The organism is Stackebrandtia albiflava (genome assembly GCF_007994225.1).
Taxonomy (GTDB): Bacteria; Actinomycetota; Actinomycetes; order Mycobacteriales; family Micromonosporaceae; genus Stackebrandtia; species Stackebrandtia albiflava.
In genome coordinates, this window is sequence record NZ_VLLL01000009.1 from 174,372 (window position 1) to 190,234 (window position 15,863).

General features: G+C 69.6%; 14 protein-coding genes. 3 read left to right on the forward strand and 11 right to left on the reverse strand.

The features are described from left to right. The 5 genes from LX16_RS23490 to LX16_RS23500 form a co-directional block, all read right to left on the reverse strand. Entirely contained in the window at positions 1-525 is a 525-nt protein-coding gene (locus LX16_RS23490) for a peroxiredoxin family protein (RefSeq protein ID WP_158645710.1), read from the reverse strand. Positions 526-563: 38 nt separating this feature from the next. Further along, complete coding sequence (locus tag LX16_RS26770; protein WP_158645711.1) at positions 564-1,088, reverse strand: MauE/DoxX family redox-associated membrane protein; 525 nt, start codon at positions 1,086-1,088, stop codon at positions 564-566. A gap of 130 nt (positions 1,089-1,218) precedes the next feature. Next, entirely contained in the window at positions 1,219-1,395 is a 177-nt protein-coding gene (locus LX16_RS26775; RefSeq protein ID WP_158645712.1) for a hypothetical protein, read from the reverse strand. 100 nt (positions 1,396-1,495) lie between these two features. Beyond that, positions 1,496-1,780: a MoaD/ThiS family protein gene (locus LX16_RS23495; protein ID WP_147143471.1), complete on the reverse strand. Its 285-nt coding sequence runs from the start codon at positions 1,778-1,780 to the stop codon at positions 1,496-1,498. Positions 1,781-1,784: 4 nt separating this feature from the next. Continuing rightward, entirely contained in the window at positions 1,785-2,888 is a 1,104-nt protein-coding gene (locus LX16_RS23500) for a WD40/YVTN/BNR-like repeat-containing protein (RefSeq protein WP_147143474.1), read from the reverse strand. A 120-nt stretch (positions 2,889-3,008) separates the two neighbouring features. Here LX16_RS23500 and LX16_RS23505 point away from each other — a divergent pair, with 120 nt between their 5' ends. Next, positions 3,009-3,437, forward strand: coding sequence for a PH domain-containing protein (locus tag LX16_RS23505; protein WP_147143476.1), 429 nt, complete (start codon positions 3,009-3,011; stop codon positions 3,435-3,437). On the opposite strand, the gene LX16_RS23510 is transcribed toward LX16_RS23505, so the two are convergent. Further along, positions 3,431-4,342: a 2-hydroxyacid dehydrogenase gene (locus LX16_RS23510; RefSeq protein ID WP_147143479.1), complete on the reverse strand. Its 912-nt coding sequence runs from the start codon at positions 4,340-4,342 to the stop codon at positions 3,431-3,433. The two genes, LX16_RS23505 and LX16_RS23510, sit on opposite strands and share 7 nt — an antisense overlap. Before the next feature lie 186 nt (positions 4,343-4,528). Between LX16_RS23510 and LX16_RS23515 the strand changes: the two genes are divergently transcribed. Both LX16_RS23515 and LX16_RS23520 read left to right on the forward strand, forming a co-directional pair. Then, complete coding sequence (locus LX16_RS23515) at positions 4,529-5,671, forward strand: PQQ-dependent sugar dehydrogenase (protein WP_211354725.1); 1,143 nt, start codon at positions 4,529-4,531, stop codon at positions 5,669-5,671. 140 nt (positions 5,672-5,811) lie between these two features. After that, the gene (locus LX16_RS23520) at positions 5,812-7,296 is read left to right on the forward strand and encodes a metallophosphoesterase family protein (protein ID WP_211354726.1); all 1,485 of its coding nucleotides are present in this window, start codon (positions 5,812-5,814) and stop codon (positions 7,294-7,296) included. A 251-nt stretch (positions 7,297-7,547) separates the two neighbouring features. On the opposite strand, the gene gatB is transcribed toward LX16_RS23520, so the two are convergent. The 5 genes from gatB to ligA all read right to left on the reverse strand — a co-directional run bounded on the left by gatB (position 7,548) and on the right by ligA (position 15,835). Then, positions 7,548-9,041, reverse strand: a complete 1,494-nt coding sequence (gene gatB, locus LX16_RS23525; protein WP_147143482.1) for an Asp-tRNA(Asn)/Glu-tRNA(Gln) amidotransferase subunit GatB — start codon at positions 9,039-9,041, stop codon at positions 7,548-7,550. Between the two features lies 1 nt (position 9,042). Next, a complete protein-coding gene (gene gatA, locus LX16_RS23530) occupies positions 9,043-10,536 on the reverse strand; it encodes an Asp-tRNA(Asn)/Glu-tRNA(Gln) amidotransferase subunit GatA (RefSeq protein ID WP_147143483.1) in 1,494 nt (497 codons plus the stop codon). 2 nt (positions 10,537-10,538) lie between these two features. Next, positions 10,539-10,838 (reverse strand): Asp-tRNA(Asn)/Glu-tRNA(Gln) amidotransferase subunit GatC, encoded by a 300-nt coding sequence (gatC, locus tag LX16_RS23535; protein ID WP_147143486.1) that lies wholly within the window; start codon positions 10,836-10,838, stop codon positions 10,539-10,541. Positions 10,839-11,063: 225 nt separating this feature from the next. After that, positions 11,064-13,148, reverse strand: coding sequence for a putative bifunctional diguanylate cyclase/phosphodiesterase (locus tag LX16_RS23540; RefSeq protein ID WP_147143488.1), 2,085 nt, complete (start codon positions 13,146-13,148; stop codon positions 11,064-11,066). Between the two features lie 413 nt (positions 13,149-13,561). Then, on the reverse strand, positions 13,562-15,835 hold the full coding sequence (gene ligA, locus LX16_RS23545; protein ID WP_147143491.1) for an NAD-dependent DNA ligase LigA: 2,274 nt from the start codon (positions 15,833-15,835) through the stop codon (positions 13,562-13,564). Positions 15,836-15,863: the final 28 nt, after the last annotated feature.

Here is a 15,863-nt window from a genome sequence, read left to right on the forward strand (position 1 = left end):
TCAGGCGGCTCCGGCCAGCTCGTTGGCGCCGCTGTGAGACTTGTCGACCTTGCCGTCGGATCCGATGTGGACGAAGGTCGGGAAGGCGCTGACGGTGAACGCCGCGGTGACCTCACCCATCTCGGACTCCCAGACGACCGTCGCCTTGTCCTTCAACAGCTCGGTGAACTCGGCCTGCTCGTCACCCTCACCGTTGATCACCGCGACGACCTGCTGGGGCTTGAGACCGTTGGCGTCGATGTGGGCGACCAGCCGCGGAACGGCCGGCTTGCACGCCGAACAGGTCGTCGAGAAGAACGCCATCACCGCCGACTGACCGGCGAACGACGCCGCGGTGACGGTGGTGCCGTCGGTGGCCTCGGCGGTGAACTCCGGAACCGGGCTCCCCTTGGGCGGGCCGGACTCCATCATCGGCGACATCGCCGACTCGTTCTTGCGGAGCCTGCGGATCACCGCCATGGTGAGCAACAGGTTCAAGACGGCGATTGCGCCGACGAGGACGACGGCCGCGATCAGAAAGGGCATGGGGTGTCTCCAATGTGAGGGTGGGGATGGGAAGGGGCTTATTCCAGTACCAGGTCCATGATGTCGTCGTAGAAGGCCGCCAGCAGCGCCACCAGCGCCGCCGCCAGGGCCGCCACCGCGACACCGGCCGGATCGGTCGCGGGCGTGGCACCGCCGCCCCACACCACCAGGCCGGTGACGGCCATCCCCAACAACACCAGGTTGCGCCAGAAGTGCCGCCATCCCAGTGGTGTCGTGGCACGGCCGAAGCACGCGCACTTGAGGTTCATGGTGGTGCGGGCCGACACCACGGCCAACACCGTGAAACCGACCAACAACGCGGTCGCGGGCCACAGGCCCCAGGGGAACAGCCACACCGGTACCAGCAGGGCCAGACCGGTGGCGAACTCTCCGGCGATGAGCGCCCAGGACGCGACTCCGGCGAGGCCGGCGGGCAGTCGAACGGCCTGAAGCAGGTCGGTCCACATCCGCACCGTGTCCGCCAGTGCCTTCACCTTGGCGACGGAGGACACCAGGAACACCCCCGCCAGCCCGAATTGGACGGCCAACAGCAGATACGGCATCGGACTCCTTGTCGTGAGTGGGAGATACGGCCGCTCGATTATGACTGCTGTCGGACGATAAGTGAAGATCCCGGGATGCATCGGTTGTGACGGCCGTGGACGGCGGTCGCCGTCCACGGCCGTCGGGGCCTCAGCAGCTCGTGGAGCAGGAGACGATGGCGCAACCGGTGCCGTCGGTCCAGCACCAGAGTCGGGAGTCGTACTTGAAGCAGCAACGCGAGCTGCACGGACAGGGCGCCGCCGCGGCCTCCGTGGTCGGAACGAGTCTCGCCAGCATGGCGTCGCCGATGCGGTTCAGGTGCTTCATCTCGGTTCTCCTTGAGAGGTAATAGAAAGCGCCCGTCCAACGGACAGCCTACGGACGATGTGGACCGAAGGCAAGCCCTGTACCGCAGCGGTTTCACGTGTCAACCTCCCGCGACCGACGGCAGGATCCGCACCTGTGCGCCGTCGGCGACCTCGGTGGCGAGGCCGCTGAGCGTGCGGCACTCGTCGGCGTCGACGAAGACGTTGACGTAGCGCCGCAACCCGCCGTGCTCGTCGCGGATGCGGCGGTCCAGCCGGGGATACCGCACCGCGAGCTGGTCGAGGATCTGGGCGAGGCTGGTGGGCGCGATCTCGGCGAGGACCACCGAGGAGGCGCCGTCGCACTCGTTGCGCAGGACGCCCGGGATGTACACGGTCACCGACATGCGATCACCCGACCTCGGCGGCCCGGACGCACAACACGTCGGGAAGGTGCGCCGCCACCTGTCGCCATCCGCCTTCGGACTCCACCGCCGCGTAGACGTCACCGCAGCGGGTGCCGAAGTACCAGCCGGCGTCGGAGGCGCCGTCGGTGGTGGCGGCGTCACGCAGCACGATCCCGAAGTACGGCTCCTCCGGCAGACCGTCGCTGTACGAGCGCCACGTCGCGCCCGCGTCGTCACTGCGTTGGGCCTGGAGCCGGTTTCCGGGCGGGAAGCGGCCACCGGCGGAGTCGACCGGGAAGTTGAGGACCGTGCCGCCCCGCGAGGGGTGCGCCACGATCGCGAAGCCGAAGTCGGCGGGCAGGCCCTCGGCGATCGACGTCCACCGGCCGGCCTCGTCGTCGCTGCGGTACACGCCGCCGTGGTTCTGCACGAACATCCTCGCCGGGTCGGTGGCGTCGCGCACCGCCTTGTGCACGCACTGCCCGAACTCCGGTGTCGGTTCGGCGAGGAAGTCCGCGCCGATGCCGTGGTTGGCGGGATGCCAGGTCTCCCCTCCGTCGGTGGTCTGGTAGACGCCCCCGGTGGACATGGCCACGGTCACCCGCGACGGGTCGGCCGGATGCGGCAGGATCGTGTGGATCGCGGGCCCACCGAATCCGGGGAACCACTCGGTGCGGTGCGGGTGGTCCCACAGGCCGCGGTTGAGGGTGTACGTGACGCCGCCGTCGTCGCTGCGGAACAGGCCGTGTGGCTCCACCCCGGCCCAGACCACGTCCGGTTCCGGGCCGAACGCGAACTGCCACGCACGTACGAAACTGGCCCCCGTGTCGGGCGGGAACGCGATCGGCGGCGCGTCGGACGGTTCCGTCCAGTCGGCTCCCAGGTCGTCGGAATGCCACACGCTGGGACCGAAGTGGGAGCTGTCCGCGCCGACCAGCAGCCGCGGGCGCTCCCTGCGGGTGTCGATCCCGATCGCGTAGACGGAACTCTGGACGGTGCTCTCGTCGCGGCCCAGCACCACGGGGCCCGTGACCTCCCAGTCGCGCCGGTCGGCGCTGACGGCGAGGAACAGGCCCTTCTTCGTACCGATTGCCAACAGGTATGTCATGAGGACGCCCTTCGCGTCGTATGGAGATGCCGATCACAGTCTGGCCCGACGGTATGACATTTCGCGTCCGGCCGACGGCCCAACCGGGCACTCCGCGACCCGATGTGACAGCATCGGGTCATGTCGGTCGTCAACACCTCATCCCGGGTGATCCGGTTCCGCCGCAGCGGCGGCATCTGGCTCGCGGCTTTCCTGAGCTGGGTGTTCGTGATGCCGTTCGCCGTTTCGGTCTTCGTGGAGCTGTCCGAGACCACGCGCCTTCTACTGGCGCCGGTGGCGGTGGTGGCCCTGATCGTCCCGCTGCTGGTGGTGGTGTGGTCGCTGCGTTCGGGAGTCGACGCCGGCCCCGACGGGGTGACGGTGAAGGCGCTGTTCAACGGCCGCCGGGTCCGGTGGTCGGAGATCACCGGTTTCGACCGCCGGGAGGGCAGGGTGTTCGCGGTCCTGGAGTCGGGTAACCGGCTGGAGCTGCCGAGCGTGCGGCCGGCCGACCTGCCCAGGCTGCTGGCCGTCAGCGGCCGGGAAGTGAGCGACGAGGACGCTCAGTAACCCTCCGACACGACGTTGCGGAGCGGTTCCCCGGCGGCGTACCTGCGCAGCTGTTCCCCGGCGATGCGGTACATGTTCGTCAACGCGCCGTCCACGGTGCCGCCCACGTGCGGTGTGATCAGTACGTTCGGCATCGCCCACAGCGGGCTGTCGGCGGGCAGCGGTTCGGGGTCGGTGACGTCCAGTGCCGCCGACAGGCGCCCCGAGGCCGTCTCGGCCGTCAACGCCGCCGTATCGACGACCCGGCCCCTGGCCGCGTTGACCAGGAGGGCGCCGTCCCGCATCCGCGCCAGGAAACCGGCGTCGACCATGCCGGTGGTGGCGTCCGTCAGCGGGACGATGACCACCACCACGTCCGCTTCCGGAAGTAGCGCCGGAAGCGCCGAGGTGTCGTGCACGCCGTCGCGGGCGCGTCGCGCCACGAGGACGGGTTCGGCGTCGAACGCCGCCACCCGCCGGGCGATCGCCTCACCGATGTCGCCCGCGCCGAGGATCAGCACCCGCCTCCCGGCGAGTCCGGGGCTCGACCGGGGCGCCCACTCCGCCCGGTCCTGGGCGCGCACGAACTCCGGTATCCGGCGCAGCGAGGCCAGCATCGCCGTCACGGCCCATTCCGAGGTCGAGGCGGTGTGGGCGCCCTGGGCGTCGCACAACACCACGTCCTCGGGGACGACGGGCACCCACACCTCCGCGCCCGCCGACAGCAACTGGATCACCTTCAGCCCCGTCATGTCGGACAACGGCCGGGTCGCGGAGTCGCGGCCCATGTACGTCGGCACCCAGAACTCGACCGTGCGGGGGTCGGACGGGTAGTCGCCGTCCTGGCGGAAGACCTCCACCGTGACGCCGCGGGGGATCTCCCCCATCGCCGCCAACCCGGCCTCGTGCGATATCCACGCCTTCATGACGCGAAGCTTAGGACGCGGCCGGGCAGGCGCTTGCCGCCGGCCGGACCACCGAGGGATGCGCCGCAGTCACGCGGCCACACATCGTGACATCGATCCACTGTGTCTCATTTCGGGCGCCCCGCACCGGCGGCGCGGCGACGCCGACGGGGCGGGCACCGGGCGGCGATCCTCTACGCTGGCGGGGTGACTTATCGACCCTGGCGCGCCCTCCTCGCCACGGCCGCGGTGGCCGCCTCGATCTCGGCTTGCAGCTTCGGGCCACCGCCGCCCGACGAGACCGGTGAGCCGCCCAACCTGCCGACCCCGTCCACCTCTGCGGAGGCGCCGGACCAGTCGGTGGTCGCCTCCGTCGTGGCGCAGGACCTCCACACGCCGTGGGGCATCGACTTCCTGCCCGACGGTTCGGCGCTGGTCACCGAACGCGAATCCGCCCGCATCCTGCGCGTCTCACCGAGCCCGGACGGCGAATCGGCCTACACCACCGAGGAACTGCAGGTCGTCGATGAGGCGGAGCCGGCGGGCGAGGGCGGCCTGATGGGGATCGCCGTGTCGCCCGACTACCAGGACGACGGCACCGTCTACATCTTCTACACCGCCGCCGAGGACAACCGGATCGCGAAGTTGACGCTCGGCGAGGAGCCCGACCCGATCGTGACCGGCATCCCCAAGTCCACCAACCACAACGGCGGCCAGTTGTCGTTCGGTCCCGACGGGATGCTGTACGCCACCACGGGAGACGCCGGTGACGCCGAGGCCGCACAGGACCGCGACAGCCTGGCCGGGAAGATCCTGCGGATGACGCCCGACGGCGAGGTGCCCGACGACAACCCGTTCGACGACTCCCTGGTGTACACCTTGGGGCACCGGAACTCCGAGGGCCTCGCCTGGAACGCCGACGGCGAACTCTTCGCCACCGAGTTCGGTGCGGACTCCGCCGACGAGGTCAACCGGATCGAGGCCGGCGAGAACTACGGATGGCCCGAGGTGGAGGGCACCGGCGGTGACGACGAGTTCGTGGACCCCGTGGTCACCTGGGATCCGGCCGAGGCATCCTGCGCGGGGGCGTCGTTCGCCGACTCGGTCCTGGTCACGGCCTGCCTTCGCGGAGAACGGTTGTGGACCATCGAATTCACCGAAAACGGCACCACCGTGGGCGAGCCGACCGCTAGTCTGACGGGAGAACTCGGCCGATTGCGCGCGGTCGCCGAAGCCCCCGACGGCACCCTGTGGATCAGTACCTCCAATCGGGAGAAGGACCAACCGCGCGACGGCGACGACCAGATCATCCGGATCGTGGCCGGAGGATCGACGGAAGGGCAGACCTGATCAACGGCAACTCCTTCACCGAAGCCCGCAGCCGCCTCGCCGCCGGCGCCCGGCGGACCGCACGCCGCGCCCGAACGGTCTACCGGCACGGCCGGAACCACGCCGGACGCGCGTGGAAGTGGGCGCGCGGGAACCGGGGAGTGCGCAGGACCGCCAAGGCGGCCATGTTCACGGCGCTGGCGGTGATCGGAGCCGCCTTCGGCGTCTACCTCGGCGGAATATCCAGTGTGGACGTGGGGCCGTTCAAGACGACCATGTCCATCGAGCCGTCCAACGCCGGCGAGTCGGAGGTGTACCTGCCACCGTTGGGTTCTCTGATCTTCGACAGCCACGACGGGCCGCTGCGGTTGTCGCTTCGACTGGACACCTTGGACCTGTCCCGCACCCAGGAACTCATCGCGGACCCCGAGGGTGTGAAGAAGGCGAGCGAGAGCGTCCCCGACGACCTGCTGTTCGGCATCACCAACGTGGGCCTGGGCGCCGTGGCGGGCGCGACCCTCGGCGGGATAATCCTGGGCGCGCTGGTGTTCCGGTCGCGACGCCGGGCGGCCATCTGCGGCACCCTCTCCATGGTCGTGGCGCTCGCCGGGCTGGGCATGGCGGCGGCCACCGTCCGGCCGGACTCCATCACCGAACCGCGGTACGAGGGCCTGCTTGCCAACGCCCCGGCGGTCGTCGGCTCGGCACAGAACATCGCCGACCGCTACCAGCAGTACCAGGACCAGCTTCAACGGTTCATCATCAACATGTCGCAGTTCTACACGATCGCGCGCACCCTCCCCGCCTTCGAACCCGACCCGGGGACCATCCGGGCGTTGCACGTGTCGGACCTGCATCTCAACCCGGGCGCGTGGGACATCATCGAGTCGGTGGCCAAGCAGTTCCAGGTGGACCTGGTGATCGACACCGGCGACATCAGCGACTGGGGTACCGAACAGGAGGCCGGGCTCTACACCGAACGCATCCCCGACATCACCGTGCCTTACGTGTACATCCGGGGCAACCACGACTCCGACGCCACGGCCGAGACCGTGGCGGAGTACAGCAACGCCGTCGTGCTGGACGACGAGGTGGTCGAGATCGAGGGGCTGCGCATCGCGGGCATCGGCGACCCCCGGTTCACTCCCGACAAGTCCGCCAAGGCGTCCGACTGGCGGGAGGAGCAGGTGATGCTGGACTCCGGCATTCAACTGCGTGACACCGTCATCGAGTCCGGCGGCGCCGACCTGGCGCTGGTCCACGACCCGGTGAGCGCCGGCCCGTTGGGCGAGGAGGTGCCGCTGGTGCTGTCGGGCCACCGCCACCAACGGCAGTCGTACCTCATCGACGACGACACGCTCCAACTCGTACAGGGGTCGACCGGCGGTGCGGGACTGCGGGGCCTGCAACAGGACCAACCGGTGCCGATGCAGCTCTCGGTCATGTACTTCGACAAGGAGACCCGCCAGTTGCAGGCGTTCGACGACATCTCGGTGGGTGGTGTCGGTGAGACCGAGGTGACCCTGCAACGGCACATCCTGACCGACGGCCTACCCGACGACTCCTCCGACCTGATCCCCAACCCGGACGAGGTGGATCCCGCCGACCTGGAGGAGGAGGCGGGCCGCGAGCCCGACAGCAACTGACCCGGGCACACCGAACCACATACCTGAAGGCGGCTTAAGGCCGGTTAAGGCTGCGTTCAGCGAAACCGGTCTACGGTCGACATATGGGGCGGAGGTTGGAGGCCCCCGTGACCCGCGTGCCGGGAACGAGGTGTCTCACAGGCGTCACGCCCCGGACCGCCGCCTACCCCACCCCGCCTCCTCCCTCGCCCCACCGCGACACGGAAGGGGCACCGACCCGAGTGGTCGGTGCCCCTTCGACGTGTACCGGCTCAGGACAGCCGGGACAGGATCAGTTCGCGGACGGTCTTGGCGTCGGCCTGTCCCCTGGTCTCCTTCATCACGGCGCCGATCAGCACACCCGCCGCGGCGTGGACCCCGGAGCGCACCTTGTCGGCGACGTCCGGGTTGGCGGCTATCGCGGCGTCCACGGCGGCGGTGAGCGCACCGGTGTCGGAGACGATCGCCAGCCCGCGCGCGTCGGCCACCGCCTTGGGGTCGCCCTCTCCCGCCAACACGCCGTCGATGACCTGACGGGCGAGTTTGTCGTTGAGGGTCCCGGCGTCGACGAGGCCCTGGAGTTCGGCGACCTGCGCCGGGCTGATGCCGAGCGCGCCCAGTTCCATCTCGGCCTCGTTGGCGCGTCGGGACAGTTCACCCATCCACCACTTCCGGGCGCCCTCCGGCTTGGCACCCGCGGCGACGGTCGCCTCGATGAGGTCGACCGCGCCGGCGTTGAGCACCGCCGCCATGTCCAGACTCGACAGTCCCCACGCCTCCTGGAGACGCCGCCGCCGGTCCCGGGGGAGCTCGGGCAACGCCTCGCGCAGCCGGCTGACCCACTCCGGGTCCGGGGACATCGGGGTCAGGTCCGGTTCGGGGAAGTACCGGTAGTCGGTCGCGGTCTCCTTGCTGCGCCCGGGCGTGGTCTGCCCGGTGTCCTCGTGGAAGTGACGGGTCTCCTGGACGATCCGTTCACCCGCGTCGAGCAGGCCGGACTGCCGGATGATCTCCGAACGGACGGCGCGTTCCACGCTGCGCAGCGAGTTGACGTTCTTGGTCTCGGTGCGGGTTCCCCACTCCTGGCCGGGAAGGTTCAGCGAGGTGTTGACGTCGCAGCGCAGCGATCCCTGCTCCATCCGGACGTCGGAGACGCCCAGCGAACGGATGACCTCGCGAAGCTCGGTGACGTAGGCCCGGGCGACCTCCGGTGCCAGCGCACCGGTGCCGTTGACGGGTTTGGTGACGATCTCCACCAGCGGGATGCCCGCCCGGTTGTAGTCCACGAGGGACTCGGTGGCGCCCTGGATCCGGCCGGTGGCCCCACCGACGTGCATGCTCTTACCGGTGTCCTCCTCCAGGTGGACGCGCTCGATCTCGATGCGGACGGTCTCACCGTCCACGTCGACGTCGAGCCAGCCGTCCTCGCACAACGGCTCGTCGTACTGCGAGGTCTGGAAGTTCTTCGGCATGTCCGGGTAGAAGTAGTTCTTGCGCGCGAACCGGCACCACTCCGCGATCCGGCAGTTGAGCGCCAGGCCGATCCGGATGGTGGCCTCGATCGCGGCCTCGTTGGCGACCGGCAGCGCACCGGGCAGACCGAGGCACACCGGGCACACCTGCGTGTTCGGGTCGGCCCCGAACTCGGTGGTGCAGCCGCAGAACATCTTGGTGCGGGTACCCAGTTCGACGTGGGTCTCCAGGCCGATGACGGCCTCGTACTTGGCAACGGCGTCCGCGTAGGACGGCGAGGTCACGGTCGTCATCTCACAGCTCCTTGTCAGCCACGTCGGGGACCTGGTCGGCCAGGCGGGGTTCCTGCGTCGACTCCAGTGCCGCGCCGACCCGGTAGGCGACGTCGTCGCGCATGGTCGGCGCCATCACCTGCAGTCCCGCGGGCAGGCCGTCGGCCAAGCCCACCGGCACCGACACGGCCGGGCCGCCGGACAGGTTCGACGGGATCGTGTACAGGTCCGCCAGGTACATCTGGTACGGGTCGGAGGTGCGCGCGCCGAACTCGAAGGCCGCGAACGGCGTCGTCGGTGAGATCAGGGCGTCCACCTTCGCGAACGCGGCCTCGAAGTCGCGGGTGATGAGTGTGCGGACCTTCTGCGCCTGCCCGTAGTACTCGTCGACGTAACCCGAGGAGAGCGCGTAGGTGCCGAGGATGATCCGGCGTTTGACCTCGGGGCCGAAACCGGCCTCCCGGGTCGCCGACATGACCTCCTCGAGGGAGCGTGAACCGTCGTCGCCGACCCGCAGCCCGTACCTGACGCTGTCGAAGCGGGCCAGGTTGGACGAGCACTCGCTCGGCGCGATCAGGTAGTAGGCGGGAAGCGCGTACTCGAAGTGGGGGCACGACACCTCGACGATCTCGGCACCGAGCTTGACGAGTGCCTCCACGCCCGCCTGGTAGGCGGCCAGCACCGCCGGTTCGGCACCGTCGCCGCCGAACTCGCGGACCATGCCCAACCGGACGCCGGTCAGGTCGCCTTCGGCGCCCTGGCGGGCGGCGGCCGACACCGGGGGCACCGGCTGCGGGATGGACGTCGAGTCGCGCGGGTCGTGCCCGGCGATGACCTCGTGGAGCAGGGCCGCGTCGAGCATGGTGCGCGCGACCGGCCCGGGGGTGTCGAGGGACGAGGAGAAGGCGATGAGTCCGTACCGGCTCGTGCCTCCGTAGGTCGGCTTGCCTCCGACGGTCCCGGTGACGGCGCCCGGCTGCCGGATCGAGCCGCCGGTGTCGGTACCGATCGCCAGCGGCGCCATCCGGGCCGCGACGGCGGCGGCCGAACCGCCGCCCGAGCCGCCGGGGATCCGGTTGAGGTCCCACGGGTTGCGGGTCACTCCGAACGCGGAGTACTCGGTGGAGGAACCCATCGCGAACTCGTCGAGGTTGGTCTTGCCGAGGATCGGCATGCCCGCGGCCTTCAGGCGGGCCACGATCGTCGCGTCGTACGGAGGAATCCAGCCCTCCAGGATCTTGGAGGCGGCGGTGGTGGGCAGCCCCTTGGTCACCACGATGTCCTTGACGGCGACGGGGACGCCCGCCAGCGGTCCCAGTGCCCGGCCGGCCGCGCGGTCGGCGTCGACCTGCCGTGCGGTGGCCAGCGCCCCTTCGGCGTCGACGTGCAGGAAGGCGTGCACCCTGCCGTCGACGGCCTCGATCCGGTCGAGGAAGGCGCGGGTGACGGCCTCGGCGGTGAGTTCGCCGGCGGCGATCGCCTCGGCGAGTTCCGCCGCGGTCTTGTGGATGATCATGTTCACTCCTCCTCCCCGAGGATGCGCGGCACGCGGAAGCGGTCTTCGGCGACGTCGGGGGCTCCGGCGAGGGCGGCCTCGCGGCTCAGGCCGGGGACCGGCTCGTCGGCGCGGTACACGTTGGTCAACGGGACGGCGTGCGAGGTGGGCGGGATGTCGTCTGCGGCGACCTCACCGATTCGCTGCACGGACTGAAGGATCACATCCAACTGCTGGGCGAAACGGTCGAGTTCGGCTTCCGTCACGTCCAGGCGCGCCAAGTGCGCCAGATGCGCGACCTCGTCACGGGAGATTGCGGTCATCGGTCGATCCTTCGTGAATCACGGGATTAAGGACCGGTCGAGTCTAAGTGCGACGCGACCGGCGGCCGGTGCTGGGTGGCGGCTCCGGTACGCACGGACGGCGGTGTCCGTCACCGGGATACCGCCGGCCCGCGGTGGGCCGCCCATTCACTGTAGGCGTCGCCGGCCCGGGTGAAACCACTGGTCCCGGCGTCATCGCGGCGAAACACCCGGGAAACGGCGGGGTCACACCGATTCGGCGGGCACCGTGGCGCCCTCCGGGACGGCGTGCGGCAGGACGGGCGGCCGGTACCGGTGCAGCCAGCCGGCGAGTTGCCCGGCGGGCATCGGTTTGGCGTGGAACCACCCCTGCGCCATGTCGCAGTTGAGGTGCCGCAACTGTCGCCAGGTGCGTTCGTCCTCGACGCCCTCGGCGACGACCTGGAGGCCCAACGCCCGCCCGAGTTCGATGATGGAACGCACGATGGCGACCGCGTCGGCGTCGTCGCGCATCCCCAGCACGAACGACTTGTCGATCTTGACCTCGGTCACCTGGAGTCGGCGCAGGTGCTGCATGGAGGAGAAACCGGTGCCGAAGTCGTCGAGGCTGAGACCCACGCCCAGTTCCTCCAGGCGTTTGAGGGTCGCCACGACGCGCCGGGGATCGGCCATGAGCGCGCTCTCGGTGATCTCCAGCCGCAGTGACGCCGGCGGCACCCGGTGTTCCCTGAGCCGGGTGACCAGGTAGTCGCAGAAGTCCTGGGCGTGCAGGTCGCGGACGCTGACGTTGACGGAGGCGCGCAGTCGCAGGCCGGCGCGCCGCCAGCTCGCCAGTTGGGAGACCGCCTCGTCGATGACCCGGTAGGTGAGGGTTCGCATGACGGCGCTGTGCTCGGCCAGTGCGATGAGTTCGGCGGGGTCGACGCTTCCCTGGGTGGGGTGGCGGTAGCGCAACAGTGCCTCGACGCCGACGACCTCGCCGCTGGAAAGCTCGATCTGGGGTTGGTAGTAGAGCTCGACACCGGGCAGGTCGGGGGCCTCCAGTGCCCGGCGCAGGTCACCGAGCAGTGCGAGCCGCTGCGGGGAGTGGTGGTCGTACTCGGGGGCGTAGCGGGCCAGACCGCTCCCTCGGCTCTTGGCCTCGTACATGGCGACGTCGGCGTGCCGGAACAGGGTGTCGAAGTCGCGGCCGTCCTGGGGGTAGCAGGCCATGCCGATCGCGCCGGACACGTCGACGCTGATCTCGTCGAGCCACACCGGTTCGGCGAGCGCGGCCTGGATCCGTTCGGCGAACGCGACGACCTCGGACTCGTCGATGTACTCGGCCAGCAGGAACCCGAACTCGTCACCGCCGATGCGGGCGACCAGTTGGTGGGGCCGGTCTCCGCAGACCTGGAAGCGGCGGGCGAGTTCCCTGAGCAGCCGGTCGCCGACCGCGTGGCCCAGCGAGTTGTTGACGGCGGCGAACCGGTCGAGGTCGCAGATCAGCACGGCCATCCGGCCGCCGGACTCGGCGGTGCGGGAAAGGTTGTCCTCCACGACCGCGCGGAAGCCCTTGCGGTTGGGCAGTCCGGTGAGCGAGTCGGACAGGGCCATCCGTTCGTGTTCGCTCGACAGCCGCGCCATCCGGTACACCGCGTAGATCGGTACGGCCGACAACAGCACCAGCCACGCGTTGACGCCCGCCGCGACGGCGAGGATGGGGGCCAACGCGAGTTGTGCGAAGTGGACGACCGCCTCGTAACCGAGCGACTGGACCGTCATCCGCAGCCAGGACACCGAGAATCGCAGCGACCAGGCGGTGCACACCAGTAGGTGACTGACCAGGAACCACGCCGTTCCCGCCAGCAGCAGCGCCAGCAGGCCGGTGCCGCTGTGGAGGAGGGCGCCGGCGGCGCCGCCGAAGGCGAGCAGCACCAGGTGGGACGCGGTCAGGGCGAGCGCGAACTGCGCGGCGTTGAACGCGATGCGCCAGGCGGTGGCGCCCAGCCGGTGGAAGATGAGTGCGGCGACGACGGTCTGCACGACCAGGGCGGGCAGGTATCCCCATCCCAGCAGCAGCGCCATGATGAATCCGAGGGAGATCATCGCGGCGGGTGAGAACCGGGAGCCCGGGGGCAGCAGTGGCCGCCACTCCACCAGGACCGCCATCGCCGCCAGCAGCCACATCGCGGCGGGCACCTGGGCGAGCTCGGGTATCCAGACGGGGGGCGTGGTGAACAGCGTGACGCCCACGGTCACCAGGGCCAGGCCGATGACCGACCAGATGTATCCGAAGAAGACGCCGCGGCGGTGTGACGGCGCGGTATTTCGCAGTGATGTCGTCGTCATTCAAACCCTCCCGACGTCGTCACTGGTTGCCCAACCAATAACGTTCTCGGCCCGGCCGCTCTATCGAGAGTGGCACAGTTCGCCGTTCCTAGAAACCCCCGCCCTAACAACGACAGCCATTCCCCTGAAGTGACGGTCGAGCGATCTCCGGACCGCCAGTGCAGCGTATATCAGTGAAGGGCGGCAAACGATTCCGTGGCACGCCCGAACTGCGATCGCGACGAAATCGTCATCCCGGGGTGACATGCGAGCGGAAATGTATCGAAACGATCACATTCGGTGGGTTTCATAACCGGTTTCCCACCAATTCGGGTAACGGCGGGGACGAAAAGCGAGCACCCTCGCCGAATTGCGACGAATTAATCACCCAGAGTGATATTGCACGGGCCGGCGGCGGGCACCGCCGGCCCGGGTCAGCTCTGCGCGTCCTCGGACTCGACGGGGTTGCGGGCCGCCGCCCGGGCCGCGTCGGGGCCGTTGCCGAGCAGTTCGGCGAAACCGTCCACCTCCAGGACCGGGACGCCGAGCTGGACCGCCTTGTCGTACTTGGAACCCGGTGAGTCACCCACGACCACGAAGGAGGTCTTCTTCGACACCGAACCGGAGACCTTGCCGCCGCGGAGACGTACCGCCTCGGCGGCTCCGTCTCGCGTCCAACCCTCCAGGGTGCCGGTGATGACCACGGTGACGCCCGCGAGGTTCTTGCTGACGCCCTCCTCGGGTTCCTGGACGAACTCGACTCCGGCCCGGCGCCACTTCTCCAGGATCTCGCGGTGCCAGTCCTCCTCGTACCACTGCCGGACCGCCGCGGCGATGGTCGGCCCGACACCGTCCACTCCGGCCAGGGTCGCCTCGTCGGCGGCGAAGATCGCGTCCAGGTCACCGAACTCGGTGGCCAGGGCGCGAGCCGCCACGGGGCCGACGTGCCGGATGGACAGGCCGTTGACGATCCGCCACAGCTCCTGCGACTTGGCCTTCTCCAGGTTGGCCAGTAGTTCGACGGTGCCCTTCTTGGGTTTGCCGTCCTTGGTCGCGAAGTAGGCGACCTCCTTGTCGCCGCCGGTCTTCGGGTCCTTCTTGGGCAGGCCACTGTCGGGGTCGAGCACCAACGACCTGATGGGCAGCAGTTTCTCCAGCGTGAGGTCGAAAAGGTCGCCCTCGTCCCGCAACGGCGGCGTCTTGGGTTCCAACGGCTGCACGAGCGCGGTCGCCGCGACGTATCCGAGGCCGTCGATGTCCAGGCAGGAACGGCCGGTGAGGTAGGCGAGCCGTTCCCGCAACTGCGCGGGGCAACTGCGGGCGTTGGGGCAGCGCAGGTCGATGTCGCCCTCGGCCATGGGACGCAGTTCGGTACCGCATTCGGGGCAGTCGTGCGGCATCACGAACTCGCGTTCGGCGCCGGTGCGCGCGCCCTCGACCGGCCCCACGATCTCGGGGATGACGTCACCGGCCTTGCGCACCACGACGCGGTCTCCGATGAGGACGCCCTTGGCCTTGACGACGTCCTGGTTGTGCAGGGTCGCGAACTCGACCTCGCTCCCGGCCACCCTGACCGGTTCCAGCACCGCGTATGGGGTGGCGCGGCCGGTGCGGCCGACGCTCACCTTGATGTCCCGCAGCAGGGTGGTCACCTCCTCGGGCGGGTACTTGTAGGCGATGGCCCAGCGCGGTGCCCGGGTGGTGGAGCCCAGCCGCCGCTGCGCGGAGGTCTCGTCGATCTTGATCACGACGCCGTCGATCTCGTGGACGACGTCGTGCCGGTGGTCGTGGTAGTACCGGATGTACTCCCGTACGCCGTCGAGGTCGTCGACGACCTTCCAGTACCGGCTGGTGGGCAGGCCCCACGCCTGCAGCGCGGCGTATCCCTGCGACTGGTGGGTGGGTTCGAAGCCGCGTCGCGCGCCGACCCCGTACACGGTCATGCTCAGCGCCCGCTTGGCGGTCTCGGCGGCGTCCTTCTGCCGCAGCGAACCGGCCGCCGCGTTGCGGGGGTTGGCGTACATCGGAAGCAGCTTCTGGAGCCGCTTGCCCTCGGCGGCACGCTGTTCGTTGAGTTCGGTGATGCGGGCGTTCTCGGCCATCCGGTCGGCGTTGAGCCGCGCGAACGACTCGGTCGTCATGAAGACCTCGCCGCGCACCTCGATGAACTCCGGCACCGGGTACTCCGGGGTGCCGGTGAGACGGTCAGGTACCTCGGCGATGGTGCGGACGTTGGGGGTGATGTCCTCGCCGGTGCGACCGTCGCCCCGGGTGGCGCCGCGTACCAGAACGCCGTTCTCGTAGGTCAGGTTGACGGCGAGACCGTCGATCTTCAGTTCGCACAGGTAGCTCGCCTCGGGCACCTCCGCGGTGATGCGGTTGGCCCAGGCCGTCAGCTCCTCGCCGTCGAAGGCGTTGTCGAGGCTCAGGAGGCGTTCGGCGTGCTGAACGGAGGCGAACAGCGACGAGACGTCGCCACCGACCTGCTGTGACGGGGAGTCCTGGGTGCGGAGCACCGGGTAGGTCTCCTCCAGGGCGATCAGCTCACGCATCAGCGCGTCGTACTCGGCGTCGGAGATGACCGGCGCGTCGTCGCGGTTGTACAACTGCCGGTGCCGTTCGACCTCGGCGGCCAGCTCCTCGTGGCGGTTACGTGCGGCGTCGAAGTCGCCGGAGCCCGGCCGACCAGCGGTGACGTGGGAACTCATACCTGGAATCTAGTGGGTGGGTGCGACG